At 34.5% G+C, this 26,712-nt stretch carries 31 protein-coding genes; 23 read left to right on the top strand and 8 right to left on the bottom strand.

Annotated elements, in window-relative coordinates:
- Positions 1-25 precede the first annotated feature (25 nt).
- The 10 genes from FS85_RS0113875 (at position 26) to FS85_RS16270 (ending at position 7,247) form a co-directional block, all read left to right on the top strand.
- Complete coding sequence (locus FS85_RS0113875; RefSeq protein ID WP_010136968.1) at positions 26-505, top strand: bactofilin family protein; 480 nt, start codon at positions 26-28, stop codon at positions 503-505.
- A complete protein-coding gene (locus tag FS85_RS17045) occupies positions 453-686 on the top strand; it encodes an AtpZ/AtpI family protein (protein ID WP_071585734.1) in 234 nt (77 codons plus the stop codon). The genes FS85_RS0113875 and FS85_RS17045 overlap by 53 nt, the downstream gene beginning before the upstream one ends.
- A 1-nt stretch (position 687) precedes the next feature.
- Positions 688-1,083: a DUF6168 family protein gene (locus FS85_RS0113870; RefSeq protein ID WP_010136967.1), complete on the top strand. Its 396-nt coding sequence runs from the start codon at positions 688-690 to the stop codon at positions 1,081-1,083.
- A gap of 24 nt (positions 1,084-1,107) precedes the next feature.
- Positions 1,108-2,370, top strand: coding sequence for a F0F1 ATP synthase subunit A (gene atpB / locus FS85_RS0113865; RefSeq protein WP_010136966.1), 1,263 nt, complete (start codon positions 1,108-1,110; stop codon positions 2,368-2,370).
- Between the two features lie 33 nt (positions 2,371-2,403).
- Positions 2,404-2,598, top strand: coding sequence for an ATP synthase F0 subunit C (locus FS85_RS0113860; RefSeq protein ID WP_010136965.1), 195 nt, complete (start codon positions 2,404-2,406; stop codon positions 2,596-2,598).
- A gap of 102 nt (positions 2,599-2,700) precedes the next feature.
- A complete protein-coding gene (locus FS85_RS0113855) occupies positions 2,701-3,201 on the top strand; it encodes a F0F1 ATP synthase subunit B (RefSeq protein ID WP_010136964.1) in 501 nt (166 codons plus the stop codon).
- A gap of 6 nt (positions 3,202-3,207) precedes the next feature.
- Positions 3,208-3,762, top strand: a complete 555-nt coding sequence (atpH, locus tag FS85_RS0113850; protein ID WP_010136963.1) for an ATP synthase F1 subunit delta — start codon at positions 3,208-3,210, stop codon at positions 3,760-3,762.
- A 26-nt stretch (positions 3,763-3,788) separates the two neighbouring features.
- Complete coding sequence (gene atpA, locus FS85_RS0113845; protein ID WP_010136962.1) at positions 3,789-5,360, top strand: F0F1 ATP synthase subunit alpha; 1,572 nt, start codon at positions 3,789-3,791, stop codon at positions 5,358-5,360.
- 102 nt (positions 5,361-5,462) lie between these two features.
- Positions 5,463-6,323 (top strand): ATP synthase F1 subunit gamma, encoded by an 861-nt coding sequence (atpG, locus tag FS85_RS0113840; protein WP_010136961.1) that lies wholly within the window; start codon positions 5,463-5,465, stop codon positions 6,321-6,323.
- Between the two features lie 204 nt (positions 6,324-6,527).
- A complete protein-coding gene (locus tag FS85_RS16270) occupies positions 6,528-7,247 on the top strand; it encodes a T9SS type A sorting domain-containing protein (RefSeq protein ID WP_010136960.1) in 720 nt (239 codons plus the stop codon).
- Positions 7,248-7,316: 69 nt separating this feature from the next.
- Here FS85_RS16270 and hemW read toward each other — a convergent pair whose 3' ends face one another.
- Both hemW and ruvC read right to left on the bottom strand, forming a co-directional pair.
- Positions 7,317-8,441 (bottom strand): radical SAM family heme chaperone HemW, encoded by a 1,125-nt coding sequence (gene hemW, locus FS85_RS0113830; protein ID WP_010136959.1) that lies wholly within the window; start codon positions 8,439-8,441, stop codon positions 7,317-7,319.
- A gap of 52 nt (positions 8,442-8,493) precedes the next feature.
- Positions 8,494-9,051: a crossover junction endodeoxyribonuclease RuvC gene (ruvC, locus tag FS85_RS0113825; protein WP_010136958.1), complete on the bottom strand. Its 558-nt coding sequence runs from the start codon at positions 9,049-9,051 to the stop codon at positions 8,494-8,496.
- 116 nt (positions 9,052-9,167) lie between these two features.
- Between ruvC and FS85_RS0113820 the strand changes: the two genes are divergently transcribed.
- Positions 9,168-9,482 carry an SdpI family protein gene (locus FS85_RS0113820; protein ID WP_010136957.1) on the top strand — a complete coding sequence of 105 codons (315 nt, stop codon included), beginning with the start codon at positions 9,168-9,170 and terminating at the stop codon, positions 9,480-9,482.
- A 4-nt stretch (positions 9,483-9,486) separates the two neighbouring features.
- Here FS85_RS0113820 and FS85_RS16960 read toward each other — a convergent pair whose 3' ends face one another.
- Complete coding sequence (locus tag FS85_RS16960; protein WP_262496236.1) at positions 9,487-9,621, bottom strand: hypothetical protein; 135 nt, start codon at positions 9,619-9,621, stop codon at positions 9,487-9,489.
- 4 nt (positions 9,622-9,625) lie between these two features.
- Positions 9,626-10,288, bottom strand: coding sequence for a tRNA (5-methylaminomethyl-2-thiouridine)(34)-methyltransferase MnmD (mnmD, locus tag FS85_RS0113810; RefSeq protein ID WP_010136956.1), 663 nt, complete (start codon positions 10,286-10,288; stop codon positions 9,626-9,628).
- Positions 10,289-10,414: 126 nt separating this feature from the next.
- Between mnmD and FS85_RS0113805 the strand changes: the two genes are divergently transcribed.
- The 3 genes from FS85_RS0113805 to nadB all read left to right on the top strand — a co-directional run bounded on the left by FS85_RS0113805 (position 10,415) and on the right by nadB (position 14,153).
- Positions 10,415-11,488, top strand: coding sequence for a branched-chain amino acid aminotransferase (locus FS85_RS0113805; protein ID WP_010136955.1), 1,074 nt, complete (start codon positions 10,415-10,417; stop codon positions 11,486-11,488).
- Between the two features lie 79 nt (positions 11,489-11,567).
- Positions 11,568-12,566 (top strand): quinolinate synthase NadA, encoded by a 999-nt coding sequence (nadA, locus tag FS85_RS0113800; RefSeq protein WP_010136954.1) that lies wholly within the window; start codon positions 11,568-11,570, stop codon positions 12,564-12,566.
- A gap of 3 nt (positions 12,567-12,569) precedes the next feature.
- A complete protein-coding gene (gene nadB, locus FS85_RS0113795; protein ID WP_010136953.1) occupies positions 12,570-14,153 on the top strand; it encodes an L-aspartate oxidase in 1,584 nt (527 codons plus the stop codon).
- A gap of 79 nt (positions 14,154-14,232) precedes the next feature.
- On the opposite strand, the gene FS85_RS0113790 is transcribed toward nadB, so the two are convergent.
- Complete coding sequence (locus tag FS85_RS0113790) at positions 14,233-14,655, bottom strand: OsmC family protein (RefSeq protein WP_010136952.1); 423 nt, start codon at positions 14,653-14,655, stop codon at positions 14,233-14,235.
- A gap of 134 nt (positions 14,656-14,789) precedes the next feature.
- On the opposite strand from FS85_RS0113790, the gene FS85_RS0113785 reads away from it, so the two are divergent.
- From FS85_RS0113785 to FS85_RS0113770, 4 genes are read left to right on the top strand one after another with little or no spacing between them, the layout of a single operon-like run.
- Complete coding sequence (locus FS85_RS0113785; RefSeq protein WP_010136951.1) at positions 14,790-16,061, top strand: replication-associated recombination protein A; 1,272 nt, start codon at positions 14,790-14,792, stop codon at positions 16,059-16,061.
- Positions 16,054-17,040: a GNAT family N-acetyltransferase gene (locus tag FS85_RS0113780; RefSeq protein WP_010136949.1), complete on the top strand. Its 987-nt coding sequence runs from the start codon at positions 16,054-16,056 to the stop codon at positions 17,038-17,040. Before FS85_RS0113785 ends, FS85_RS0113780 begins: the two co-directional genes overlap by 8 nt.
- Entirely contained in the window at positions 17,037-18,137 is a 1,101-nt protein-coding gene (locus FS85_RS0113775) for a DegT/DnrJ/EryC1/StrS family aminotransferase (RefSeq protein ID WP_010136948.1), read from the top strand. The genes FS85_RS0113780 and FS85_RS0113775 overlap by 4 nt, the downstream gene beginning before the upstream one ends.
- Positions 18,138-19,415 (top strand): O-antigen translocase, encoded by a 1,278-nt coding sequence (locus FS85_RS0113770; RefSeq protein ID WP_010136947.1) that lies wholly within the window; start codon positions 18,138-18,140, stop codon positions 19,413-19,415.
- Here FS85_RS0113770 and FS85_RS0113765 read toward each other — a convergent pair.
- On the bottom strand, positions 19,412-20,299 hold the full coding sequence (locus FS85_RS0113765) for a glycosyltransferase family 2 protein (protein WP_010136946.1): 888 nt from the start codon (positions 20,297-20,299) through the stop codon (positions 19,412-19,414). The two genes, FS85_RS0113770 and FS85_RS0113765, sit on opposite strands and share 4 nt — an antisense overlap.
- A 93-nt stretch (positions 20,300-20,392) precedes the next feature.
- Here FS85_RS0113765 and FS85_RS0113760 point away from each other — a divergent pair, with 93 nt between their 5' ends.
- Positions 20,393-20,794, top strand: a complete 402-nt coding sequence (locus tag FS85_RS0113760) for a sugar 3,4-ketoisomerase (RefSeq protein ID WP_010136945.1) — start codon at positions 20,393-20,395, stop codon at positions 20,792-20,794.
- On the opposite strand, the gene FS85_RS0113755 is transcribed toward FS85_RS0113760, so the two are convergent.
- The gene (locus FS85_RS0113755) at positions 20,791-22,104 is read right to left on the bottom strand and encodes a polysaccharide deacetylase family protein (protein WP_029489496.1); all 1,314 of its coding nucleotides are present in this window, start codon (positions 22,102-22,104) and stop codon (positions 20,791-20,793) included. The genes FS85_RS0113760 and FS85_RS0113755 overlap by 4 nt on opposite strands.
- 3 nt (positions 22,105-22,107) lie before the next feature.
- Positions 22,108-22,806, bottom strand: coding sequence for a RadC family protein (radC, locus tag FS85_RS0113750; RefSeq protein ID WP_010136943.1), 699 nt, complete (start codon positions 22,804-22,806; stop codon positions 22,108-22,110).
- Positions 22,807-22,867: 61 nt separating this feature from the next.
- Here radC and trkA point away from each other — a divergent pair, with 61 nt between their 5' ends.
- Genes trkA through FS85_RS0113730 form a run of 4 tightly spaced genes read left to right on the top strand, consistent with a single transcriptional unit; the run spans position 22,868 to position 26,710 of the window.
- Positions 22,868-24,214, top strand: coding sequence for a Trk system potassium transporter TrkA (trkA, locus tag FS85_RS0113745; protein WP_010136942.1), 1,347 nt, complete (start codon positions 22,868-22,870; stop codon positions 24,212-24,214).
- A 3-nt stretch (positions 24,215-24,217) separates the two neighbouring features.
- The gene (locus FS85_RS0113740; RefSeq protein ID WP_010136941.1) at positions 24,218-25,717 is read left to right on the top strand and encodes a TrkH family potassium uptake protein; all 1,500 of its coding nucleotides are present in this window, start codon (positions 24,218-24,220) and stop codon (positions 25,715-25,717) included.
- 47 nt (positions 25,718-25,764) lie between these two features.
- Positions 25,765-25,941: a CPXCG motif-containing cysteine-rich protein gene (locus FS85_RS15820; protein WP_010136940.1), complete on the top strand. Its 177-nt coding sequence runs from the start codon at positions 25,765-25,767 to the stop codon at positions 25,939-25,941.
- 58 nt (positions 25,942-25,999) lie between these two features.
- The gene (locus FS85_RS0113730) at positions 26,000-26,710 is read left to right on the top strand and encodes a pirin family protein (RefSeq protein WP_010136938.1); all 711 of its coding nucleotides are present in this window, start codon (positions 26,000-26,002) and stop codon (positions 26,708-26,710) included.
- Positions 26,711-26,712: the final 2 nt, after the last annotated feature.

Here is a 26,712-nt window from a genome sequence, read left to right as displayed (position 1 = left end):
AATAACATATATTAATTTTGATCTTATGTTTAGCTCGGATAAAAAAGACAATAAAACCAAAACTGTAGTACCAAGAACCATGATACAAGAAAACTCAACAATAGAAAGAAATAGAATTTCTCAGAAAACGGTGTTTAAAGGAAGTATTTCTTCTCAAGGCGATTTTAGAATTGATGGAACAGTAGAAGGAGATTTAACAACTACAGGAAAGGTAATTATTGGAGCAGAAGGGAAAGTGTTGGGAGAAATGAAGTGTGTAAATGCTGATATAGAAGGTACTTTTGATGGCAGATTAGAAGTGAAAAACTCTTTGTGTTTAAAACCATCTGCAAAAATTTATGGAGAAGTTTTGTCCGAAAGTTTTACCGTAGAACCAGGTGCCATCATCAATGCAAATTGTAGCATGTTAAGTGCTGTAAAAGAACTAAACCCAAAGTCAACATCTGATAAAGATGCAAAAGAATCAGAAAAAACAAACAAGTCAAAAGCTACAAACGTTTCTTAAATTTACGGGAATCGGAGCTCAGTTAGGAGTAACCATTTACTTTTCTTCTTTAATCGGGAAAAAAATAGATCGTTCCTTTAATTTTCAAAAGCCTTGGGCTACACTTTTTTTTATAATTTTGTCGCTCGTTTTGTTCATTATTAATTTAATGAGGCAACTAAATAAATTAAACAACGACTAACATGTTAAAACATCACACAAAAGGTTTGTCAGTATTTGTATTGGTAAACCTTTTTGCATTTGTAGTGCATCAATTTGCATTTCATCCTCAAACAATTGTAAACCTTCCATTGTCTTATTTATCTAATGCCTTAGCTTCTTTGTTAATTTGTGTTTTAATCTTTTGGATTTACAAACAAAACAAAAATCAAATAGGTTTTGTTTTTTTAGGATTAAGTTTTTTTAAAATGATTGTTTTGTACTTTGTACTTAGCCCAAAGACAAGCTCTGAAGGGGTTGCTATTCAGGATGCTATCGTTATATTTATTCCTTTTTTTATCAATTTGGTATTAGAACAGTTGTTTATGGTAAAGGAGTTAAAATTAGGTGAAGTATTGGGAGGACTAGAAAAAAAATGATGATTTTGTTTTTTCAACAAAACAATGTTGAAAACTCCCAGTAGTTTTAAATTATTGTTTACATTTGCACAAATTTTGGAAACAATCAATATTCAGAATAGAATGATAGTAAAAAAGAACCTTAGAGTTTTAGTAGCATTAGCCTTAGTTTTAATGCCATTTACGAGTCAGGCAACGGTAGAGCAACATCACGATGAAGCTCATCCAACGGATGCACAAGCACAACACCATCAAGAAGCAGACCATTCAGGTGCTCATGATGAAAATTCTCATCATGAAACTTCGGAAGGAGCTCATGACGGAATCAGTACTCAAGCAGAAATTAATGCTTACACGCAACACCACTTAGCCGATTCTCATGATTTTACATTCTTTTCTGATGAAAAAACAGGTCATCATTACGGTTTTCCTTTGCCAGTTATTTTGGTAGATAATGGCATAAAGTTTTTTATGTCTTCAGAATTTCACCATGGTGAAGAATTGGTCGAAAAAGACGGACAGCATTACAAATTGTACCACGGAAAAATTTACAAAACGGATGCGCAGGGAACTATTCACTACGGTGAAAATCATTACCCAACAAACGAGCAACCTTTGGACTTGTCTATCACTAAAAATGTATTCTCTATTATCTTTATTTCTATCTTGTTGTTTTTACTTTTTGTAAACTTGGCAAAAGGATACAAAAAAGGACCAATTCCAACAGGGTTTGCAAGAGTTTTAGAGCCGTTGGTTATTTTTGTGAGAGATGAAATTGCAAAGCCGAATATAGGAGAAAAGAAATACCGTAAATTTATGGGGTTTTTGTTAACTGTATTCTTTTTTATATGGATTACCAACTTGTTAGGATTAACTCCACTAGGTATTAACGTAACAGGAAACATAGCTGTAACAGTTTGTTTAGCCTTGTTTACCTTTTTTATTGTGCAATTTAGTGCAAACAAAGACTATTGGAAACACATTTTTTGGATGCCAGGAGTACCTGTGCCTATGAAAATTGTTTTAGCACCGATTGAGGTATTGGGGATGTTTACAAAACCTTTCTCATTATTAATTCGTTTATTCGCAAACATTACAGCAGGTCATACTGTAGTAATGGGATTAATTGCATTGATTTATACAGGTAAAGCATTGTTAGGTACTGGAGGTAGTATTGGAGTTTCTTTGTTATTGACTTTATTCATCAATGTAATTGAGTTGTTAGTAGCATTTTTGCAAGCGTATATCTTTACAATGTTATCATCGTTGTTTATTGGTATGGCTGTTGAAGAGCACGATCATCATTAAGAATTTTTTGTTTAATTATATATTTATATCATTATGGAAATCCCAGGATTAGTAGGAGCAGGTTTAATCGTAATTGGAGCTGGTTTAGGTTTAGGTAAAATTGGAGGTTCAGCAATGGACGCTATCGCTAGACAACCAGAAGCAGCTAACAAAATTCAAACTGCAATGATTATTATTGGTGCATTATTAGAAGGTTTGGCATTTGGTGCTTTGATCTTAGGAAAATAATCACTACAAAAAAACTAGAGCTATCTGTAACGGTTGGTTACAGATAGCCTCTATACCAAATTAAACAAAATAGTATAAAAACTAAATTAAATTTTTACATAGATGGATAAGTTAATTCACGATTTTTCATACGGTCTATTTTTCTGGGTAGCTATTATCTTTGTTATCTTAATAATTTTAATGCGTAAGTTTGCGTGGAAACCTATTCTAGAAGCTTTAAACGCAAGAGAAGAAGGAATTACCAATGCTTTGGAAGCTGCAGAAAATGCTAAGAAAGAATTAGCACAGTTAAATGCAGATAACGAGAGAATTTTAAAAGAAGCAAGAATAGAAAGAGATGCTATGTTAAAAGAAGCTCGTACTTTGAAAGATAAAATTGTTGCAGACGCTAAAGAAGAAGCTAACGAGCAAGCAGATACCATCATTACCAACGCAAAACAAGCTATTGAGATAGAAAAACAAGCAGCTTTAGCTGAATTGAAATCTCAGGTAGCAGGTATTTCTATAGAAATTGCTAAAAAAGTAATTAAGAGCGAATTGGCATCTGAAGCTAGCCAGTTAGAGTTGGTAGAAAAATCGTTAAAAGAAGTTACTTTAAATTAGTAGTCTATGAGTACAAGAGCAGCTATACGCTATGCCAAAGCAATTTTAAATCTTGCTAAAAATGATGGAAGCGATGCAGCCGTATATGCAGATATGCAGCTGATGGAAGCAACCATTCAGGAAAGTAAAGATTTAAAAGTATTGTTAAAAAGTCCAATTATAAAACTAAGCGATAAAGCAACCGCATTAGAAACTATTTTTGGATCAAAAGTAAACAACTACTCTTTGGGGTTGATAAAACTTTTAGCAAAAAACAAAAGATTAGATATTTTAGAAGCTGTTGCTAGTGACTATCAAGTGATTTACGATCACTTAAAATCTATCGAAATTGCTAAAGTAACCACAGCAGTTCCGTTAACAGAAGCTTTAGAAGCTCAGGTAAAAACAAAAGTTAAAGAGCTAACAGGACACGAAACAACGTTAACCAATGAAGTAAACCCTGATATTATAGGAGGATTTATTTTAAGAGTAGGAGACTTGCAGTACGATGCAAGTATCGCAAAAAGTCTAAGAGAATTAGAAAAAAGTTTTGACGATAGTCACTACGAAGCAAAAATTTAAAAAATTACATCAAACAACAAACAAGGATGGCAGCAATAAAACCAGCTGAAGTATCAGCAATTTTACAAGAGCAGCTAACGAATTTTGAAGCAACAGGTTCTTTGAATGAAGTTGGTACTGTGTTACAAATTGGAGATGGTATTGCACGTGTTTACGGATTAACCAATGTGCAGTACGGAGAATTAGTTGAATTTGAATCAGGATTACAAGGAATTGTATTGAACTTAGAAGAAGACAACGTAGGGGTTGTATTACTAGGTTCATCTTCTGAAGTTAAAGAAGGTTCTACTGTAAAGAGAACTGAAAAAATTGCTTCGATTAACGTAGGTGAAGGAATTGTAGGTCGTGTTGTAGATACTTTAGGAAATCCTATTGATGGTAAAGGACCTATTGCTGGTGAGACTTACGAAATGCCATTAGAGCGTAAAGCTCCTGGAGTAATTTTCCGTGAGCCAGTAACTGAGCCATTACAAACAGGAATTAAATCGGTAGATGCCATGATTCCAATTGGACGTGGACAACGTGAGTTGATTATTGGTGACCGTCAGACAGGAAAGTCAACTGTAGCTTTAGATACCATCTTAAATCAAAAAGAGTTCTACGATGCTGGACAACCTGTTTACTGTATTTATGTAGCTGTAGGGCAAAAAGCTTCTACCGTTGCAGGAATTGTAAATTTATTAGAAGAAAAAGGTGCATTGGCATATACAACTGTTGTAGCTGCTAACGCTTCTGATCCTGCACCAATGCAGGTATATGCTCCTTTTGCTGGGGCAGCAATCGGTGAGTACTTCCGTGACACAGGAAGACCAGCTTTAATTGTTTATGATGATTTATCTAAGCAAGCTGTAGCTTACCGTGAAATTTCATTATTACTAAGAAGACCACCAGGACGTGAAGCGTATCCTGGAGACGTTTTCTACTTACACTCAAGATTATTAGAGCGTTCTGCAAAAGTTATTGGAGACGATTCTATCGCATCAAAAATGAACGATGCTCCTGCCTCTTTAGTAGGAAAAATCAAAGGAGGTGGTTCTTTAACTGCTTTACCGATCATCGAAACTCAAGCAGGAGATGTTTCTGCGTATATTCCTACCAACGTAATTTCTATTACTGATGGACAGATTTTCTTAGATGGAGATTTATTTAACTCAGGAGTTCGTCCTGCAATTAACGTAGGTATCTCTGTATCTCGTGTAGGAGGTTCTGCACAGATTAAATCTATGAAGAAAGTATCTGGTACGTTAAAATTAGATCAAGCTCAGTTCCGTGAACTAGAAGCGTTTGCTAAGTTTGGATCTGATTTAGATGCTGCTACTTTGTCTGTAATTGAAAAAGGACAACGTAACGTAGAAATATTAAAGCAAGCACAAAATGATCCTTATACTGTTGAAGATCAGATTGCTATTATCTATGCAGGATCTAAAAACTTGTTGTCTAAAGTTCCTGTAAATAAGGTAAAAGAATTTGAAGCAGACTACATTGAGTATTTAAATGCAAAGCACAGAGATACTTTAGATGTTTTAAAGTCTGGTAAATTAGAAGGATTGGATGTGTTAGAAGCAGCTGCTGCCGAGATTTCATCTAAATACGAGTAAAAAGTATTAAGTACTGAGTACATAGTATTCAGTACTTTAGTTTATATATGTTTTTAGGTAGAGTTTTTGTACTCTATACTAATTACTAAATACTAAAACAGAATGGCAAACTTAAAAGAAATTAGAAACAGAATTACCTCAATTGGTTCTACGATGAAAATCACCAGTGCCATGAAAATGGTATCTGCTGCAAAGTTAAAAAAAGCACAAGATGCAATTACTGCAATGCGTCCCTATGCAAATAAGTTAACGGAGTTGTTGCAAAACTTAAGTGCTACCTTAGATGCCGATGCAGGTGGTGTGTATGCAGAGGAGAGAGAAGTTTCTAAAGTATTGTTAGTAGTTGTTTCTTCTAACAGAGGTTTGTGTGGAGGTTTTAACTCTTCAATCATTAAAAAAACAGAGCAAGTAATTGCCAGTAAGTACCAAGGAAAAGAGATTTCTTTATATACGATTGGTAAAAAAGCAAACGATATTTTATCTAAAAAATACAATGTAATAACAAACAATACTGCTATTTTCGATAAATTAACTTTTGACAATACTACTGTAATAGCAGAAGAATTGATGGATTTGTTTGCCACTGGAAAGTATGATAAAATTGAACTGGTATACAATGTATTTAAAAATGCTGCTACACAAATTGCAACGCTAGAACAATACTTACCAATAGCACCTGTTGAGGTTGAAGGAACAGCGACTTCTGACTATATCTTTGAACCATCTAAAGAAGAAATTGTTGAAGCTTTAGTGCCAAAGTCATTAAAAACTCAGTTATACAAAGCCATTTGTGATTCTTTTGCTGCAGAACACGGAGCACGTATGACAGCTATGCACAAAGCTACAGACAACGCTAAAGAGTTAAGAGATAGTTTAAAATTAACGTACAACAAAGCTCGTCAGGCTGCCATTACAGGAGAAATCTTGGAAATTGTTGGAGGGGCAGAAGCGTTGAACGACTAAACAATAGATTAGGAAAGGAACAATTCCTTTTTATTCATACAGAAGCGATTAGATTTTTTCTAATCGCTTTTTTGTATTAAATAATTATTTCTATTATTTAGAAATAAGACTAAAGAACTAATTTTTTATTAATAATAAAGAAATATGAGCTTTACAATGTAGAGTTAATTTGTGTCCTCATTAACAAAACAAACACTTTATAAAATGAAAAAAATTACTTTATTAGCTTCTTTATTATTTAGCGCAGCCGTATTTTCACAAGAATTACTAGTCAACGGAGGTTTTGAAAATTGGGATTCTACTTCGGAACCAACTGGATTTACCAAAAAAGAAAATGTAGAACAAGAATCTACAGAAAAGCATGGTGGTTCTTTCTCAGTTAAACATACAGGGGGTACAAAAGATTTAGGTCAAACAGTATCGATTATCGGAGGAAATTATTACAGAATTTCTTTATGGTACAAAACAGCACAAGTTGGTGATGAAACCGATTCAAGAATTTGGAGTTATTGGAAAAATGGTGCTGCAACATTGGATGCAAATGCTGATGAATTAAGAGGGCCTGAAAATAAATATTTTACAAATAATACTAGCAGCTGGCAATACTATGAGGTTACTTTGCAAGCTCCTGCTGAAGCAGATAATTTTTATTTTGAGGTAAGAACCTATAAAAATGCCATAACCTATTGGGATGATTTTTCTGTATTTGATTTAGGAAATTCTTTATCATTTACAAATGGTAAAATTGATGGATTGGCGGTATCTGTAAAAGGAGCTTTTATTGCTACTAACAAAGGTAAAATTAAATCAATTTATAACGTAGTTGGTAAAGAGTCTAAAAACGGTAATTTAGCTTCAGGAATCTATATGGTACACGTAGTAGACGGTGACAAATCTGAAATTAGAAAAGTATTGATAAAATAACTAGTTTCTTACAAAGTCTACAAAAAGGTTGTCATAGTTGACAACCTTTTTTGGGTTATGCAAACTCTATCAAACCCAAAATAAATTGCTAGCAATTCCATCGGCTAAAAATTTTCCTTTTTTTGTTGTTTTTAAATGATTTTTTTCAATTATTAAAGTGCCATGCTGCGTATAAGGTTCAACTGCTTTTTTTAGTTTCAAAAGCCTATCGGTTCCAAAATCCATAGCTATTTTTTGTAAAGAGACTCCCCAAGTGGTGCGCAGTCCAGTCATCAACAATTCATTATAGCGGTCTTTTGGTGTAAGTATTTCTTTTTCTGAAGGCAGTACCTCATCTACCAATGATTTGATATATTTTGAGTTATTTGCAACATTCCAGCTTCGAATATGATTGTGATAAGAATGAGCAGAGGGACCAAAACCTAAGTAAGAGATACCCAACCAATACGAGGTGTTGTGTTTGGAGTAGCAATTTGGCTTTCCAAAGTTGGATATTTCATAGTGATCAAAACCTGCTTGTGTAAGTTTTTTCACCAGTAAGTCAAAATGTTTAGCTGCTAAATTTTCATCCAATGCAGGATACTTTTTTTGTTGGATAAAATGATGCAAAGCAGTGCCCTCTTCTACGGTAAGTGCATAGGACGAGATGTGGGTGATGCCAAAATCCAAAGCTTGTTGTATGTTGTTTTCCCATTCCTTTAAACTCAACCTAGGTATACCATACATTAGGTCAATAGTAATCGTATCAAACAATGTAGTTGCTGTTTGTAACGATTGTCTAACCTCTTGTGCTGTATGTGCACGATTCATCATTTGTAACTCTTTATCGCCAAAAGACTGCACACCTATACTCAATCGGTTAATTTTAGTTTGCGATAAGGCTTTCAGCTTTTCATCCGACAAATCATCAGGGTTGGCTTCTAGAGTAATTTCTGGTGATGCTATTATCTTATAATTTTGTGCTAATGTTTTTAGTAGACTTTCTATTTCATCAACCTCTAACATACTAGGCGTTCCACCACCAAAGTAAATGGTTTTTACAGTTTCTGATGTAAACTCATCAGCTCTTAATATCATTTCTTTTTTCAAAGCCGCTAAAAAAGCCTGTTTGTGCTTTAAAGATGTAGAAAAATGAAAATCGCAATAATGACATGCTTTTTTACAAAAAGGAATATGAATGTAAATGCCAGACATATTGTTTGTTATTGGTTAAGAAAAGGTGTGATTTTTGTTTTGTTATAGATTTTCAATTTCCAGAGATTTTGTTTTTATTCTGACTTACAAAACTGGCCCATCCAGAATAATTTTTACCACCAACTTTAACACCACTGTTGTAAAAATGACAAACAGCTGCAGCCAAACCATCGGTTGCATCTAAATTTTTTGGTAATTCTTTCAATTCCAACAAACTTTTTAACATCAAAGCAACTTGTTCTTTGCTTGCATTTCCGTTTCCTGTAATGGCCATTTTTATTTTTTTTGGTAAATATTCCGTTACTGGAATTTGTCTAGACAAGCCCGCAGCCATAGCTACTCCTTGAGCACGTCCTAGCTTTAACATCGATTGAACATTTTTTCCGAAGAAAGGAGCTTCAATCGCCAATTCGTCAGGATGGTAAGTGTCGATGAGTTCAACCGTTCGTTCAAAAATCATTTTTAGTTTAAGGTAAGGATCGTTGTATTTACTTAGCAACAGTTCGTTCATTTGTACGAACTCCATTTTTTTCCCTACAATTTTAATGACTCCAAACCCCATAATTGTGGTTCCTGGATCTATTCCTAATATAATTCTTTCTGTTGCCAATGACTTGTGTTTCTGTAAAGGCAAAGATACCTAAAATATATGTGGTGATTTAGAGGTGGTTTGTAACGTATCTTAATTCGTGTTTTGTTATTTTAGAGAAACTCAATCTAAAAGATATGCTGGCAATTACAACAGGAATTTGTTACCTCATTGCAGGTTGGATCTTGTATAAATTTCCACCTAAAAAAATCAATTATTTATATGGATACCGTACCAAAAGGTCGATGAGAGATCAAAAGAATTGGGATTTTGCTCAAAAGTTTAGTGCAATAAAAATGGTTCTTTCAGGAATATTAATCGTACTTATAGGTGTAATTTCTTGTTTATACGAAACTCTTTGGGGATTGGTTTTAGAAATCAGCATGATTCTAGTGTTGACTGTAAATATGATTATAACTACAGAAAAAGCTTTAAAAGCATTAGATCAATAAAAACTTATTTTCCTAAGAACTGAGCAACCAAAGTATCGGCATTTTTTAACAAATACAAGACTACAAACAACACCAATACCAGAATTACAATACGGATTCTGTTGGGCTTTTTTCTTCTTGGTCTAGAAAATTCAGTCATACTTTTACTTTTTAGTTCCTCTTAACATTTCTCTTTTTCCTGGAGGGCCAGGCAATCTTTCCACCTCAAAACCGACAGCTTGCATGGCTCTACGAACGCTTCCTTTAGCCGCATAGGTTACTAATTTTCCTCCTGGTTTCAGAGCGTTTAGCATCAATTCAAAAATTTCTTCGGTCCACAATTCAGGTTGCACTCTAGCTCCAAACGCATCAAAATAAATCAAATCAAAAGTAGCCAAGTCTTGTATGTTGTGTATAAACATCTGACGTTTGGTCAACGTAAAATGTGGCGTTACTTGTTGTGGTTTGTTCCACGGAGTTAGATGCATTTCTTCGAACTTGTGCGATAAATTTCTAGTTTCTAATTCCGAAACATAATTTAAAGCCAACAATTCATCCTCTCTAACAGGGTATGCCTCTATACCTACATAATTTACCTTTTTTTGGTCTTTAGCTGTTTCTAATAAGGTAATAAAAGCGTTGAGTCCTGTTCCAAAACCAATTTCTAAAACGGAAAGCTCGTTTTTGACTACAGCCTTGTATCCATTATCTATAAACACATGATAAGCTTCTTGTATAGCACCGTGGGTAGAATGATAACTTTCATTCCAACCTGGCAGGTGTATGGTGGTAGAACCGTCAGATGTTATGATAATTTTTCGTTTCAAATTGATAAAATTTGTTTTGGCAAAGATAGCTAATAATCTACGTTGCGAAAAAGTGTTTTTATTGTATACTTTACGAATTTTATACTTAATTTTGCTGTTGCATTATTTATTTTTTACAAACGAATCATGGGAATTAACAACCAGAACATCACGATTACCAAATCTACAACAACAAAAATTAAGGAGGTAGATTTTAGCAACCTATCGTTTGGAGAAATCTTTACCGATCACATGTTTGAATGTGACTATGTGGATGGAAAATGGACCAATGCACAAATTAGACCTTATGGTCCCATTTCACTAGATCCATCGGCAAAAGTGTTTCACTACGGTCAAGCTATTTTTGAAGGAATGAAAGCCTACAAATCGTTAGACAATGTCGTCTGGTTATTTAGACCTGAAGAAAATATCAATCGATTAAATAAATCGGCTGAGCGTTTGGCTATTCCAGAATTTCCAAAAGATTTATTTTTTGATGGAATGGAAACTTTGTTGAACATTGACAAAGAATGGATACAAACTTCTGAAGGAAGCTCTATGTACATTCGCCCATTTGTGATTGCTACCGAGCCTGGAGTATCGGCATCACCCGCAAAAAAGTACAAGCTGATGATTATTTTATCTCCTGCGCAGTCTTACTACAGCGGAGAGGTAAAGGTGTTATTTGCCGATAAATATAGCCGTTCTGCCAATGGTGGGGTAGGTTTTGCCAAGTGTGCAGGAAATTATGCAGGACAATTTTATCCAACCAAATTGGCCAACCAAGCAGGTTACCAACAAGTGGTTTGGACAGATGCAAGTACGCACGAAAACTTAGAAGAAGCAGGTACGATGAACGTGTTTTTTAGAATAAACGATACGTTGATTACTGCTCCTACTTCTGATAGAATTTTGGACGGAATTACACGAAAAAGTGTAATTGCCATTGCAGAAAAAGAAGGAATTAACGTAGAAGTGAGAAATGTATCTGTTTACGAAATAGAAGAAGCTGCCAAAAACGGAAGCTTAAAAGAAATGTTTGGAGCAGGTACTGCTGCTGTAATTAATCCAATTGTAAGTTTTCACTTTAAAGGAAATGATTACGATTTGCCAAAGCTAGAAAACAGTTTTGCAGCCTTGTTCAAAAAGAAAATTACAGACATCCAAAGAGGAAAAGCAGAAGATACTTTTGGGTGGAGATATCAAGTAAGAACTTTGTAGGTCTTACCGACATAACAAAAGAAGAGCCTTAACAACAAGGCTCTTTTTTTTGTAAATTTGTAATCTAAAATTTATTCCAATGGAAACCTTAGCAAACGCAAAAGAAAACATCAATCACAAAGGATTTTTAGATATCAGTGTAGCCGATAATACCGATTATGTAGCAGAAATCAATCGCCTTAAAAAAGAGAAAAATGCGGTAATTCTTGCACACTACTATCAAGAAGAAGCCATTCAAGACATTGCTGATTTTGTTGGAGATAGTTTGCAATTGGCTCAGGAAGCTGCTAAAACAGAAGCGGATATTATAGTTTTTGCAGGAGTGCATTTTATGGCAGAAACTGCTAAAATTTTAAATCCGAATAAAAAAGTATTACTACCCGATTTAAAAGCGGGTTGTTCGTTGGCCGACTCTTGTCCGCCAGAAGATTTTAAAAAATTCAAAGAAAAATATCCAGACCATAAAGTGGTAACGTACATCAACTGTTCGGCAGAAATTAAAACGCTAAGCGACATTGTATGTACTTCATCCAACGCGGTAAAAATTATCAATTCCTTTCCTAAGGACGAAAAAATAATCTTTGCTCCTGACAAAAACTTAGGAGACTACCTAAATAAACAAACAGGAAGAAATATGGTATTGTGGGATGGGGCGTGTATGGTACACGAAGCTTTTTCTATCGAAAAACTATTAGACTTAGCAGCTGAACATCCCGATGCAGAAATCATTGCACATCCAGAATCTCCTTCACATATATTAAAAACAGCTACCTATATTGGTTCTACTGCTGGGTTGTTAAAATACGCGCGCGAGAGTAAAAATAAAAAGTTTATTGTTGCCACCGAAGCAGGTATATTACATGAAATGATCAAGCAAGTACCCGAAAAACACTTGATTCCGGCTCCAGCTGAAGAAGACAATACTTGTGCGTGTAGCGAGTGTTTCTATATGAGAATGAACACTATGAAAAAATTATTTTTGTGCTTAGAGCACGAATTGCCTGCTATTGAAGTAGATAAAAAACTAGCAGCGGCTGCGCTAGCTCCTATCGAAAAAATGTTGGCTCTTTCTAAATAAACTATGATTCGATCTGATTTTTTAATCATTGGTTCTGGTATTGCAGGACTTTCTTATGCACTAAAAGTAGCAGAAAATTTTCCTGATGCACAGGTAACTTTAGTAACCAAAGCCAATAAAGAAGAAAGCAACACCAAATACGCACAAGGAGGTATTGCAACTGTGGTAAATAATGATATTGACTCTTTTGAGCAACACATACAAGATACCCTGATTGCTGGAGATGGTTTGTGTGATGAGCAGGTAGTGCGTATGGTGGTAGAAGAAGCACCAGATCGTTTAAAAGAACTGATTTCTTGGGGAGCAGAATTCGACAAAACTGACGATGGTGATTACAGTCTTGGAAGAGAAGGAGGTCATTCACAGAATCGAATTCTACATCACAAAGACATCACGGGACACGAAATTGCCAGAGCTTTATTAAACAAAGTAGCAACAGTACCTAATATCCAGTTGTTAGAAAATCATTTTACGATAGATTTTATCACAAATCATCATATTCTAAGGGCTCAAGGACATGAAAAAACCGTTACTCATCGCGATCATATAACCTGTTACGGTGCCTATGTGTTGGATGAGGAAACCCAAGAAATAAAAACCATACAAGCAAAAATCACTTTGATTGCTGCTGGGGGAAGTGGTCAGGTTTACAGAACCACAACCAATCCCAAAATTGCAACAGGAGATGGTATTGCCATGGCTTATAGGGCCAAAGCAAAAATTCAAGATTTTGAATTCATTCAGTTCCACCCAACAGCTTTGTACCAAGAGCCAGCACAATCGCCCGCATTCTTAATTACCGAGGCTGTAAGAGGGCAAGGAGCTTATCTTAGAAACACGCAGGGAGAACGCTTTATGGAAAAATACGATGAGCGTTTAGAGCTAGCACCTAGGGATATAGTTGCCAGAGCTATTGATACCGAGTTAAAACTTTCGGGAGAAGATTATGTGTATTTAGATTGTACCCATTTAAATAAAGAAGAATTTGTAAACCATTTTCCAAACATTACCGAAAAATGCAAAAGCTTAGGGATTGATGTTCATAAAGATTACATTCCAGTAACCCCCGCGGCTCACTATGTTTGTGGCGGAATTGATGTGAACACCAACGGACAAACGTCTATAGAAAATTTATATGCTTGTGGAGAATGTTCTAGAACAGGTTTGCACGGTGCTAACAGACTTGCATCAAACTCTCTTATAGAAGCGGTAGTTTATGCACACCGCAGTTATGTACATGCCAAAACCATTTTTAAAAAGCTTCAGTTTAGAAAAGATATTCCCGATTGGGATGATACCAACACGTCGCTAAACAAAGAAAACATTTTAATTACCCACGATAGAAAAGATATTCAAAAAATAATGAGTAACTACGTGGCTATTGTTCGTTCAGATATTCGTTTACAAAAAGCAGCCAATCGTTTGGAAATTTTGTATCAGGAAAATAAAGAATTGTACAAAACGGCCAAGTTATCGGTGCCAATTTGCGAGTTACGTAACTTAATTACCAATGCCTATTTAATTATTAAATCTTCGATGGAACGAAAAGAAAACAAAGGAGGTTTTTTTAATAAGGATTGCGTGTAGAGAAATTATAATTTAAGCCTGTTGTTTGTTGAACAGTGTTTAATGGAAGTAAAAAAGGAAGCCTAAGGGCTTCCTTTTTTTATGCTTCATGATACACAATTTCTGTTTCTACTTTAGCAAATTGTCTAAACATTTCCATAACACCACAATATTTGTCAACAGATAAGTTTACTGCTTTTTCAATCTTTTTCTTATCTAAATCTTTGCCGTAAAAATTAAAGGTTACCCAAACTTTTTGGTAGTATTTAGGATGCTCGTCGGTTAGTTCGGCTTCTACATCAATAGAAAAAGTATCTACTGCTACTCTCATTTTCTTAAACAAAGAAGCAATATCAATTCCAGAACAACCTGCCAAAGCAGATAGCATTAAGGCTTTGGGTCTTACACCTTTTCCTTGTCCTCCTACTTCTTCAGAACCATCAATCAATACATTTCCTCCAGGACCTTCAGATTCAAAATGTACCGCTTCTTTCCAATTAAGTTTTATTTTTTGAGTTGCCATATTGTTGTGTTTTTTATAAATCAAAAATAAGCAAAGTTATCGAGGTATAGAAACAATCACACACCAAGCAATCTATACAAACAATTGCTGTATACCAGTTGCAAATTCCTAAAAGGAACTCGTATCTTTACTTTATGAAAGCACCATTGGCAGAACGCATCAGACCCAAAACATTACAAGATTATATCAGCCAACAACATTTGGTAGGGCCCACAGGGGTGTTAACACAACACATCCAAAAAGGATTAATTCCTTCTTTAATTTTATGGGGGCCTCCAGGAATAGGAAAAACGACATTGGCCAACATTATTGCAGAAACTTCTAAAAGACCTTTTTTTACCCTTAGTGCTATCAATGCAGGAGTAAAAGATGTAAGAGAAGTTATAGACAAAGCCAAACAAAGTGGCGGATTGTTTACCGCTAAAAATCCTATTTTATTTATAGACGAGATCCATCGTTTTAGCAAATCGCAACAAGATTCTCTGTTAGGAGCTGTAGAAAAAGGTTGGGTAACGCTGATTGGTGCAACTACTGAAAATCCAAGTTTTGAAGTCATTCCTGCCTTACTTTCTAGATGTCAGGTGTATGTTTTAAATCCTTTTGAAAAAACCGATATGGAAGCTTTGTTGCACAGAGCTATGGAAAAAGATGCAGACATTGCTGCCAAAAATGTGCAGCTAAAAGAAATTGATGCTTTGCTACAGGTGTCTAGCGGAGATGCTAGAAAACTATTGAATGTGTTTGAGCTAATTGTAGAATCGGAAGACGAAGGATTGGTAATTACGAACGATTTAGTACTAAAAAAAGTACAAAGAAACGTTGTTAGGTACGATAAAACAGGAGAACAGCATTACGATATTATTTCGGCATTTATAAAATCCATTCGTGGTTCCGACCCTAACGGAGCAGTTTACTGGTTGGCTAGAATGATTGAAGGTGGAGAAGATGTTAAATTTATAGCACGAAGAATGCTAATTTCTGCATCGGAAGATATTGGAAATGCCAATCCTACAGCATTGATTATGGCAAACAATACGTTTCAGGCAGTAACTACCATTGGTTACCCAGAAGCACGAATTTTACTAAGCCAGTGTGCTATTTACCTGGCAAATTCTGCCAAAAGTAATGCTAGTTACGAAGCTATAAATCAGGCAATCAGAACAGTAAAACAAACGGGAGATTTATCAGTCCCTTTGCATTTAAGAAATGCTCCTACCAAACTGATGAAAGATTTAAACTACGGAAAAGAATACAAATACGCTCATGCCTATCAAGGCAATTTTGTAGAGCAAGAGTTTTTACCAGACTCTTTGGTAGGAACATCTTTTTATCAACCAGGAGTAAATGCAAGAGAGAATGAGTTTAGAAAAATAATGAAAGACCGTTGGGGAGATAAGTATGATTAACTTAGAGCACATACAAGTTGTAGCCTATACAGCAGATAAAAAACAGGAGTGGAATGCGTTTGTAGCAGCCTCTAAAAATGGTACGTTTTTGTTTGATAGAAATTTTATGGACTACCACTCTCACCGATTTACAGATGCATCGGTACTAATTTATCATCAACAAAAATTGGTTGCTTTGTTTCCTGCAAATTGCTGCGATCAAAAAATATACTCTCATCAAGGGCTGAGTTATGGAGGGATGATTTTGTCAAAAAAAGAAAAATACTCATTGGGAATGCAAATTTTTCAAGCTTTACTAAAACACTATTGGCAAGCAGGTTTTCAACATTTAGAACTAAAAGAAATTCCGAGTATTTATCACAAATATCCTAGTGATGAGGTTTTGCATTGGCTATTTTTATGCAAAGCAAAATTGTTTAGAAGAGACAGTCTTTCTGTAATCAATTTACAGCATCCTTTGTTTTTTTCTAGAGATAGAAAAGCAGGAGTAAAAAGAGGAGTCAAGCATAAATTAGAGGTAAAAGAAGTGACTGCTTTTGATGCTTTTTGGAATCAAATCTTAATTCCAAACTTGCAACAAAAACATCAAGCAAAGCCAGTTCATACTTTAGAAGAAATCAACTTGTTAAAAAGTAGATTTCCACACACAATAAGACAGTTTAATGTGTATTACAAAGGGCAAATTGTGGCAGGAACAACAATTTTTGAAACCCATAAAGTAGCACATTCTCAATACATTTCAGGAAATGCTGACAAGAATGAATTAGGAAGCTTAGATTTTTTACACGATTATTTGGTAAAAAAAGTGTTTAAAAACAAAGACTATTTTGATTTTGGTATTAGCAACGAAGCACATGGAACTAAAGTAAATACAGGATTAATGTACTGGAAAGAAAGTTTTGGTGCCAGAACAGTAACACAAGATTTTTATTCCGTTGAAACAGAAAATTACCAACTATTAAATCAGGTTTTGCTATGATAAAATTTTTGGATTTACAGAAAATCAACCAACGTTTTCAGGAAGAATTCAAACAAAACTTTGATGTTTTTTTAGAGACAGGCTGGTACATTAATGGAAATCAAGTAAATCAATTTGAAAAAGAATTTGCCAAGTATTGTGGTACGGATTTTTGCGTAGGGGTAGGCAATGGCTTTGATGCACTAAAATTGATATTAAAAGCCTATATAGAATTAGGAAAACTTGAGCTAGGAGACGAGATTATTGTACCTGCCAATACGTATATTGCTACAGTATTGGCTATTAGCGAGGTAGGATTGGTTCCTGTTTTGATAGAACCTACAATACAGTGTTTTACAATAGACCCAAAACAAATAGCAGTTAAAATTACCCACAAAACCAAAGCAATATTAGTGGTACATTTGTACGGGCAGGTGGCAAACATGAAGGAAATTGCTAAACTAGCAAAACAATACAATTTATGGGTTTTTGAAGATGCTGCACAAGCACATGGAGCGGAATATTCTCGTCAACAAAAAGTAGGGAGTTTATCCGATGCTGCTGCGTTTAGTTTTTATCCTGGAAAAAATTTGGGAGCTTTAGGAGATGGAGGATCAGTAACGACAAACAATGCCCAAGTAGCCACACTAATTAGAACTTTAGCAAATTACGGAGCTAGAGAAAAATACCATCATCACTACAAAGGTATTAACAGTCGTTTGGACGAACTGCAAGCGGGAATGTTACGTATCAAACTTAACTATTTGGATGCAGACAACGCTTACAGAAGGTACGTTGCCAATCGATATTTAACGGAAATAAGCAATCCAAAAATAAAATTGCCTTTTTACGACGGAAGCACCAATCATGTTTTTCATTTGTTTGTGGTTTTATGTCAGCAAAGAGATCAATTGCAAGCGGAATTGCAAAATCATCAAATTCAAACACTAATTCATTATCCTGTTCCAATCCATCAACAAAAGGCTTATAAAGAATGGAAAGAGCAAAAGTACCCTATCACCGAAAAAATACATCAACAAGCGTTAAGCTTACCTATAAGCCCTGTATTAACGGATGAAGAAATTACTAAAATTATCAATGTTTTAAATCAGTTTTAATTGAGACTTACGGACTTTAGACAGTTTACTTTTTTTAAAGTAATGAGCTTTAACTCGCTTGCAGTGTTTGTAAAAATGCTAGCAGGATTGGTCTCTATAAAAGTAATTTCTGTATGGTTAGGGCCATCGGCATTGGCTTTGCTGGGGAACTTTAAAAATGTAAAAAATGCAGTAAAGTCTTTTGCTACTTTGGGGGTACAAAGTGGTGTAGTTACCTATACGGCTGCTACAAAAAACAATAGCAAGCAAAGAGCAATTGTACTAAGCACTGCTTTTTATATGATTTTGTTTTCTAGTCTTTTTTTAGGAATTTTTTCCATACTGTTTTCTAAATCTATAGGTTGGTATTTGTTTAAAACCAATGATTATCAAATATGTATTTTGGCGTTTGGTTTGTTGCTGCCCTTGTATGCTTTTCAAGTATTTTCTATAGCGGTCATCAATGGTTTGCAAAAGTTTAAAGCACTGGTGCTGTTGTCTATAATAGCTTCGGTTTTTGCCTTGTTGCTAACAGTTGTGTTTATTGTGTATTACAAAACGTTGGGTGCACTTATGGCATTGGCAGTGGTAGAGTCTCTAATTGTATTTGTTTACCTTATTTATTTTGTGAAAAATAGGCTGCTTTTACCAGAATTAAAATGGTCTTTGGTTTCTAAAAGCTATGCTAAAAAATTAACTTCTTATTCGTTAATGACTTTTACAACGGCCTTAATTATTCCTTTCTCTATGTTGTTTTTGCGTAACAACCTCATCAACCATTATGGTTTAGTGCAGGCAGGTTTATGGGAAGCTGTAAATAGAATTTCAGATTATTATTTACTTATTTTAATTTCTGGAATAGGAATGTATTATCTGCCCAAGCTATCTAAAATTGATAACGATAGAGCATTCCGAAAAGAAATAGTAGGATACTTTAAAACATTTATGCCATTGTGTTTGCTTATGTTTTTAGTGATTTACGGTTGTAGAAGTTTGATTGTTGATATCGCCTTAAGCACAAGTTTTGCTAGCGTAAAAAACTTATTGATTTACCAATTGATAGGTGATTTTTTTAAAATTGCTTCCTACGCTTTTGCACAGCAGTTTTTGGCAAAAAGGCTAACGATTCCTTACATTGTTACCGAAGTTTTGTTTTTTGCGGTGTATTTGTTGTTTGCACAGCTATTTATAGTAGAATATGGTGTACAAGGAGTACTTTACGGCTATTGTCTGGCTTATGTAGCTTATTTTCTAATGATGTTATTTTGTTTTAGGAAAGCATTAAACATTAGCTTTTAGTGAACTGAAATTTTATACAAAACCTGAATCAACAAAAGCTTGTATCTAATCAAATAGGTTATGTTAAACGATTTTATAGCCCACCTACTTTCTTTGTAAATTCGTGGTAATAAGGCTATATACTCAGACTTTTTTGTGTTTAGTTTGTACGCTTTTTTAAAAATTAAATACAGAGTAATATGTAGTTGTTTTGTATGGTGATTGTTGTAAAAAAAAGCGTTTTCTAAGGAGTTTTCTAAATGTCGTTTTTGTACCAAAACTTTGTTAACAAAGGCAATGGGATGCTTTTTACTAACCCTTAGCCAATAGTCTAAATCCTCAAAGTACAAATCTTCATCGTAGCCTTTCAGTTGGTTAAAAATGGTTTTGTTGTACAAGGCACTTACACTACAAATCACATCCGATTTTTTTAAGAGGTGTTGGTAAAAATGATCCGAAATAGCGTTTTCTATTTTTTCAACTCTTTGTGAATTAAAGTAAGTGTTCAGTTTTTCTCCTGTGGCATTAATAATGTCTGCGTTTCCAAATACAAAACCGTAATTAGGGTTTGTTTGGTATTTTTCTACTAAACTCTCAATACAATTAGGAAGCAGTACATCGTCTGCAGCAAAATCCATAAAATAAGTCCCTTTTGCTTTTTTTAGAGCATGATTTACCGAGGCATTCAATCCTAAATTGATGGGGTTTTCTATGTAAACAATTTCAGGGTGATTGGCAATCCATGTTTTGATGATTTTTCTAGAATCATCATTGCTAAAATCATCTACCACAATTAGCTCTACCCGAGCGTAAGTTTGAGCTTTTACAGACTCTAAAGCAGTAATTACATAGTCTTGATGATTGTAGCAAGAACAGATTACGGTAACCCAAGGAAAAAAATGCATCAAAAATATTTTTGTATAAAATAAAGCATTTTATTTTACTTGTGGCAAAGATGCAATCCATGTATCTTTATTTTTTTTAACAATTTTTGTGTGATGAAAAACATAGAACTTATAGAAATTCCTAAGATATCAGATCCTAGAGGGAACTTAGCGGTAATAGAAAAAGACATTCTTCCTTTTAAGATTCAGAGAGTTTATTATTTGTTTGATGTGCCTTCGGATTCCTATCGTGGAGGTCATGCACACAAAGAGCTGTATCAATTTTTAATTCCGTTAGCTGGCAGTTTTGATGTGGTATTAAAAGACGGAATTACAGAAGAGAAAATAATGCTAAACAAACCCACCAAAGGATTGTTAATAAAACCAGGTGTTTGGAGAGAGTTGGCAAACTTTTCTAGTGGAAGTGTCTGTTTGGTATTGGCATCCGAGGTTTATTTTGAGGCAGATTATATCAGAGACTATCAAGAGTTTTTAAGCTATGTTAAAAACAATTAGGGCTTTACAATTTTTAATACATCTTCGTAAAAATTTCCCCAATATTTCCACTTTTCATAGTTAGACAAACTTTCGTTGTGAAATACAGATACCAACGTGCCGTTCACTTGTTTTACCATATTGGTCAGGTGGTTTACACGCATCAATGCTTGTTTGGGACTTAACTGTAATTCAAAACGAAATGTTTTATCGGTAAAAGCATAAGGAATTACTTTTAGAGGAGTCTGAATCTCGAAATTTAAATCGTAAAAGTAAAAAGGGGTACATGTACTGGCTTTAAACCCTAAATGTTTAGGGTATCCCATGGTGTAGTCCTCCTCTATATTTAAATCAATTAGCTTGTGATAGGTTTCAGGTAGTTGATTTCTGCTGTAATGCTGACGACTTAGTTTGGTGGGTGTATTGATTATTTTTTCTAGACGGTTGGTCTCTTTCTTTAACAAATCGTCGTCTTCCATAGTAAAGTAAGAGTTTAGTAAACCTACTTTGGCATAATCTGCTATAGATTTTATCAACAAACTGTATTTTCTTTTGGTGAAAGAAATATTGTTGTCGTAAGTGGTATAGTTAGAAAGTAAAAAAAAGAAAATGGTTTGGATGTTGTATTTTTTTTGCAATCCTATAATCTTATCATATGTATCGTAAGGATCTTCTTTAAAACCAAGTAAGGTGATGGCTCGGGTCCAAAAAGGGAACAATTTCAACGTAAAAAAATCGTAAAAACTACCAAAAACAGTTCTGATAATTCCTTTTCGTTTATAAAGATAAGTCTGGCTGATATTAAAAGTAGAAATATATTGATATTGATTGGGTTGATGTTGGTAGTCGGGGTGGTCTTCTTTTAGCTTTTTTAACATTTTATAAGCCCAAACATCAATTAAAGGTTTGTCTAAAAAATTATGTTGATAAGCCAAGCTTTGTTCAGCAGGAAAACAGTCGTTTTCGTCTAAAACAGAAGGTAAATATTCCTCATATCTACTTAGTAAATAAAAGCTAGCAGCAAAAATATCAAAAGGCAATTTTGATTTTTTTCCAGTTCCAAAAAAACAGGGAGTACTTTCCCATTGCGAAATAGCTATTTCAGGATCGTGAATACCCTGTTCAGATAATAAACCATGGCTTTGAATAAAAAATTCATTTCCCAAAGGAGCTTTGGCATAACTCATTTTTAAGTTTTCAAAAGCAACAAATTCCTCTATTGTAGAAGTGAACTTGATGGGTATATTAAGAATACGAACAAAAATATGCTTAAAAATATAGCTTATTCTTGGTGTAATTTTGGGCGTATATATAAGTAATTCGTCTGACATGCGTTATAGAATTCCCTCGTCTGCAAAGCTAAAATACGTTTTTTGGGTGACTATTAAGTGATCTAAAACTTTAATATCTAAGGTAAGAGCTGCGGTTTTAATTTTTTGTGTGATATGCTTGTCTGCACTACTAGGCTGTAGTTTTTCGGAAGGATGATTGTGCCCTAAAATCATAGCTGTTGCCAACAATTCTAGGCTTTTTTTAAAAATAATGCGCAAATCAACTAAAGTGCCTGTAAGTCCTCCTTTGCTAATCAATTGTTTTTCTATTACCTTATTGCTGTTATTTAGGTGTAATACCCAAAACTCTTCGTGAGGCAAATCTCCTAATAAAGGTTGTAAAATTTCGTAAGCATCTTTGCTACAGCCTATTTTTGGAACAGCCAATGCTTTTTCTAACCGTCTGCGTTTTCCTAGCTCTAAGGCAGTAATAATGCTAATGGCTTTGGCTTCTCCAATTCCGTTAAACTGTTGCAAGTCGTTAAGACTAGCTTTGGCAAGTTGGTTTAAGTTATTGTTAAAATGCACTAGTATTTTTTTAGAAAGTTCTACGGCAGTTTCTTTTCTGTTTCCAGAACCAATTAAAATGGCAATCAACTCGGCATCAGACAGCGAGTTGCTTCCTTTTAAAGTCAATTTTTCTCTAGGACGGTCTTCTTCATTCCATTGTTTAATGGTCAGCATTTTTGCCTCCGATTTCATAGCGTTTTTATTTTGAGGTGAGTACAACTAAATATAATATATTTGTACCAAATATTTCAACATGAAAATCATCATTGCAGGAGCAGGAGAAATTGGTTATCACCTAGCTAAGTTGTTGTCCATGGAGGCACACGATATTTATGTGATTGATTTAAACTCTCAACGACTAAACCACATGAACACACATTTGGATGTGTTTACAAAAAAAGGAGATGCTGCCTCTATAGAAGTGCTAAAAGAAGTAGGAATTGGTGAAGCAGACTTGCTGGTGGCGGTAACAGAATTCCAGAATACCAACTTGACCATAGCAGGAATTGGAAAAAAATTAGGAGTCAAAAAAACCATTGCTCGTATAGCCAATACAGAATATCTAAAAACCAAAGAAATCAATTTTTCAGATGTAGGAATAGACTATATGATTTCTCCAGAAGAATTGGCTGCTAACGAGATTGAAATTCTAATTAAAGAAACAGCTTTTAACGATAAGTTTGAGTTTGAAAAAGGAGCTTTAAGTGTATTGGGGGCTAAACTCTCTCAAGATTCGCCAATATTAGGTTTAACGGTTCAAGAAATTAAAGAAAAGTATAAGTTTGAGTTTATTGTAATTGCCGTAAAACACGAAAACTCTAATGATATTGTAATTCCAAGAGGAAATACTGTTTTTGAAGAAAACGATCAGGTCTATTTTTCTATTCCAAGAGAAAGTATTGGTAAGATTAACTTGCTGGTAGACAAAACTATTGTAGGAGTAAAAGATGTAATGATTATTGGAGGAGGAAGAATAGGACAAAAAATAGCCAATCGATTTTGTAGTAAGAATTTAAGAGTAAAAATGATTGAACAAGACAGAGAAAAATGTTTTGACCTATCAGACTCTCTTAAAAACACGTTGGTTGTAAATGGTGATGGTAGAGATATTGAGCTATTAGAAGAAGAGTCTTTAGATACGATGGATGCTTTTGTAGCTGTCTCAGGGAGTTCGGAAACGAATATTATGACAAGTTTGGTAGCCAAATCAAAAGGAGTTAAAAAAACCATTGCTTTGGTAGAAAATATGAACTACATGGATATTTCTCAGAATATTGGAGTAGATACATTAATCAACAAAAAAGTATTGGCAGCTAGTGCTATTTTTAGGCATGTTCGTAAAGGAAAAGTATTGGCTTTGGCAAATTTGCACAATGTAGAAGCAGAGGTGTTAGAGTTCTTTGTACGAAGACATTCTGCTATTACAGAAAACAAAATTAAAGACCTAGAGTTGCCAGAAAACATTGTTCTTGGAGGTGTTGTAAGGCAAGGTGTTGCACATATGACCACAGGAGATTTTACCATTCAACCCGGAGATAGAGCTATTGTGTTGTGTTTACCAGAAGCAATTCCACAAGTAGAAAAACTATTCAATAGCTAGTATATGAAGGGAATAAACTTTAAAATTATTGCTAGCTTTTTGGGGTTAACATCCATGATGAATGGTTTTTTTATGTTAATTACAGAACCTATTTCTTGGTTTTATTCCAAAGAAGCCTGTTCAGGAATTTTATACGCTGGTTTAATTACCATTTCTATCGGTTTTTTGTTATGGTACAATAATAGGAATGCCGAAAAAAGAATACACAAAAGAGACGGATATTTGATTGTAACACTAGGTTGGTTAATGCTAACCTTAACAGGTACGCTGCCTTATTTGTTAACAGGTTCTATTCAATCTTTTCCTGATGCTATTTTCGAAACCATTTCGGGTTATTCTACTACAGGAGCCTCAATTTTAACCGATATAGAGTCTGTTTCCAAAGGCGTGTTGTTTTGGAGAAGTGCAACCCATTGGATTGGAGGAATGGGGATTATTGTACTTACGGTGGCTATTTTGCCACTTTTAGGAATTGGAGGGATGCAGTTGTTTGTAGCCGAAGCTCCAGGACCGTCAACAGATAAGTTGCATCCAAGAATTACACAAACTGCAAAACGTCTTTGGTTGATTTATTTCGGATATACCGTTTTAGAATTTTTACTGTTAAAAATGGCTGGAATGACCTGGTTTGATGCTATTAATCATGCGATGGCAACCTTAAGTACAGGAGGATTCTCTACAAAAAATGCCAGTATTGCCTACTGGAATAACAATCCTTTAATTCAGTACATTATTATAGTATTTATGTTTATTGCTGGAGCAAATTTTGTACTGAGTTACTTTGCTTTAAAAGGAAAAACTTCTAGAATTTATAAAGATGATGAGTTTAAATGGTACTTTATTATTGTAGCTTTAGTTACAGTTACAATTACAGTGTTAATCAACTGGTATCAAGATCCTAACTTACAAACTACAATAGATCATCCAAAACCTTACGGAAGTTTAGAAAGTGCTTTTAGGCACTCTGCTTTTCAAGTGCTAAGTGTTATTACAACAACAGGTTTTGTATCGGCAGATTTTACCATGTGGAACCACCTAGCAACTGCACTAATGTTCTCTTTGTTTTTTATAGGAGGTTCTGCTGGTTCAACAAGTGGGGGAGTAAAAATAGTTCGTCATGTTATTATGATTAAAAACTCTTTGCTAGAACTTAAAAAACAATTGCATCCTAAAGCGATTATTTCGGTACGATACAACGGAAGTAGGGTCTCTAGAGTGATTATTTTTAACATTCTTTCGTTTTTTGTAATCTATATGTTGATTTTTATTCTAAGTACCATTATTCTAGCGTTTTTAGGGTTAGATTTTCTTTCGGCTTTAGGAGCTGCTGCTTCTTGTTTAGGGAATATTGGTCCTGCATTAGGAACGTTAAGTCCTGTAGATAATTTTGCACATTTAAACGATGCAGCCAAGTTGTTCTGCTCCTTTTTAATGCTATTAGGAAGATTAGAACTTTTTACCGTATTGATTGTAATTACTCCGTATTTCTGGAAAACAAATTAGGGGGGGTCGTGCTTAATTTGTAACTTTTTAACAACAAATTAAGTAGTATGGAGCAGGAATTTACGTGTCCCTATTGTTGGGAAACAATTAGCATGTTTTTAGAGTTTTCTATTAGTGAAACCTATATACAAGATTGTGAAGTTTGTTGCAATCCAATAGAGGTAAAAACACAGTGGGATAAAGACGTTTTGATTTTTTTTGAAGCAAATCCCATAGGTCAATAAATTGCAAGTAAGTAGTTTTTTTACGACTTATTGTATACTCTAACAAAATACAAATCCAATGAAAAAAACAATACACAGAGCAGGTACAAGAGGGCATGCCAATCATGGATGGTTAGATAGCCATCACACTTTTAGTTTTGCTGGGTATCATGAACCTACAAGAATGAATTTTGGGGTATTGCGTGTTTTAAATGATGATAAAGTTGCAGGAGGAAAGGGGTTTGGAACCCATCCGCATGATAACATGGAAATTATTTCAATTCCTTTATCAGGTGATTTGGAACATAAAGACTCTATGGGAACTCATGGGGTGATTAAGGAAGGAGATATTCAGGTAATGAGTGCGGGTACGGGAGTATATCATAGCGAGTTTAATAAAAATGCTGATATTCCTGTGGAATTTCTTCAGATTTGGTTGTTCCCAAATAAAAAAGACGTAACACCAAGATACGATCAGCAGTCTATTAAAGAACTGGAAAAGCAAAACGAATTTTACCAAATTTTATCACCCAATGCAGAAGATGAGGGAGTGTGGATTCATCAAGATGCTTATTTCTCTATGGGAAAGTTTGATGGGACTACAACAGCTACATATCAGCTACAAAACAAAGAAAACGGACTGTATGTTTTTGTTCTGTATGGTGATTTAAGAGTGGATGATACAGAGTTAATAAGTAGAGATGGTTTGGGAATACAAGAGGCTGATGAGGTACATTTTGAATTTAAAACTAGTTCACATATTTTATTGATGGAAGTTCCTATGGTTTAATG

This window comes from Ochrovirga pacifica, from assembly GCF_000220525.1.
Taxonomy (GTDB): domain Bacteria; phylum Bacteroidota; class Bacteroidia; order Flavobacteriales; family Flavobacteriaceae; genus Ochrovirga; species Ochrovirga pacifica.
Note: the sequence above shows the minus strand (reverse complement) of the source record. Positions and strands in the feature narration are given on the sequence as shown.

What these genes read in the sequence shown, in the direction of transcription:
- FS85_RS0113875 (WP_010136968.1), top strand. Translation starts at nt 26, where the DNA reads ATGTTTAGCTCGGATAAAAAAGACAATAAAACCAAAACTGTAGTACCA.
- FS85_RS17045 (WP_071585734.1), top strand. Translation starts at nt 453, where the DNA reads ATGCAAAAGAATCAGAAAAAACAAACAAGTCAAAAGCTACAAACGTTT.
- FS85_RS0113870 (WP_010136967.1), top strand. Translation starts at nt 688, where the DNA reads ATGTTAAAACATCACACAAAAGGTTTGTCAGTATTTGTATTGGTAAAC.
- atpB (WP_010136966.1), top strand. Translation starts at nt 1,108, where the DNA reads ATGTTGAAAACTCCCAGTAGTTTTAAATTATTGTTTACATTTGCACAA.
- FS85_RS0113860 (WP_010136965.1), top strand. Translation starts at nt 2,404, where the DNA reads ATGGAAATCCCAGGATTAGTAGGAGCAGGTTTAATCGTAATTGGAGCT.
- FS85_RS0113855 (WP_010136964.1), top strand. Translation starts at nt 2,701, where the DNA reads ATGGATAAGTTAATTCACGATTTTTCATACGGTCTATTTTTCTGGGTA.
- atpH (WP_010136963.1), top strand. Translation starts at nt 3,208, where the DNA reads ATGAGTACAAGAGCAGCTATACGCTATGCCAAAGCAATTTTAAATCTT.
- atpA (WP_010136962.1), top strand. Translation starts at nt 3,789, where the DNA reads ATGGCAGCAATAAAACCAGCTGAAGTATCAGCAATTTTACAAGAGCAG.
- atpG (WP_010136961.1), top strand. Translation starts at nt 5,463, where the DNA reads ATGGCAAACTTAAAAGAAATTAGAAACAGAATTACCTCAATTGGTTCT.
- FS85_RS16270 (WP_010136960.1), top strand. Translation starts at nt 6,528, where the DNA reads ATGAAAAAAATTACTTTATTAGCTTCTTTATTATTTAGCGCAGCCGTA.
- hemW (WP_010136959.1), bottom strand. Translation starts at nt 8,441, where the DNA reads ATGTCTGGCATTTACATTCATATTCCTTTTTGTAAAAAAGCATGTCAT.
- FS85_RS0113820 (WP_010136957.1), top strand. Translation starts at nt 9,168, where the DNA reads ATGCTGGCAATTACAACAGGAATTTGTTACCTCATTGCAGGTTGGATC.
- FS85_RS16960 (WP_262496236.1), bottom strand. Translation starts at nt 9,621, where the DNA reads ATGACTGAATTTTCTAGACCAAGAAGAAAAAAGCCCAACAGAATCCGT.
- FS85_RS0113805 (WP_010136955.1), top strand. Translation starts at nt 10,415, where the DNA reads ATGGGAATTAACAACCAGAACATCACGATTACCAAATCTACAACAACA.
- nadA (WP_010136954.1), top strand. Translation starts at nt 11,568, where the DNA reads ATGGAAACCTTAGCAAACGCAAAAGAAAACATCAATCACAAAGGATTT.
- nadB (WP_010136953.1), top strand. Translation starts at nt 12,570, where the DNA reads ATGATTCGATCTGATTTTTTAATCATTGGTTCTGGTATTGCAGGACTT.
- FS85_RS0113790 (WP_010136952.1), bottom strand. Translation starts at nt 14,655, where the DNA reads ATGGCAACTCAAAAAATAAAACTTAATTGGAAAGAAGCGGTACATTTT.
- FS85_RS0113785 (WP_010136951.1), top strand. Translation starts at nt 14,790, where the DNA reads ATGAAAGCACCATTGGCAGAACGCATCAGACCCAAAACATTACAAGAT.
- FS85_RS0113780 (WP_010136949.1), top strand. Translation starts at nt 16,054, where the DNA reads ATGATTAACTTAGAGCACATACAAGTTGTAGCCTATACAGCAGATAAA.
- FS85_RS0113775 (WP_010136948.1), top strand. Translation starts at nt 17,037, where the DNA reads ATGATAAAATTTTTGGATTTACAGAAAATCAACCAACGTTTTCAGGAA.
- FS85_RS0113765 (WP_010136946.1), bottom strand. Translation starts at nt 20,299, where the DNA reads ATGCATTTTTTTCCTTGGGTTACCGTAATCTGTTCTTGCTACAATCAT.
- FS85_RS0113760 (WP_010136945.1), top strand. Translation starts at nt 20,393, where the DNA reads ATGAAAAACATAGAACTTATAGAAATTCCTAAGATATCAGATCCTAGA.
- FS85_RS0113755 (WP_029489496.1), bottom strand. Translation starts at nt 22,104, where the DNA reads ATGTCAGACGAATTACTTATATATACGCCCAAAATTACACCAAGAATA.
- radC (WP_010136943.1), bottom strand. Translation starts at nt 22,806, where the DNA reads ATGAAATCGGAGGCAAAAATGCTGACCATTAAACAATGGAATGAAGAA.
- trkA (WP_010136942.1), top strand. Translation starts at nt 22,868, where the DNA reads ATGAAAATCATCATTGCAGGAGCAGGAGAAATTGGTTATCACCTAGCT.
- FS85_RS0113740 (WP_010136941.1), top strand. Translation starts at nt 24,218, where the DNA reads ATGAAGGGAATAAACTTTAAAATTATTGCTAGCTTTTTGGGGTTAACA.
- FS85_RS15820 (WP_010136940.1), top strand. Translation starts at nt 25,765, where the DNA reads ATGGAGCAGGAATTTACGTGTCCCTATTGTTGGGAAACAATTAGCATG.
- FS85_RS0113730 (WP_010136938.1), top strand. Translation starts at nt 26,000, where the DNA reads ATGAAAAAAACAATACACAGAGCAGGTACAAGAGGGCATGCCAATCAT.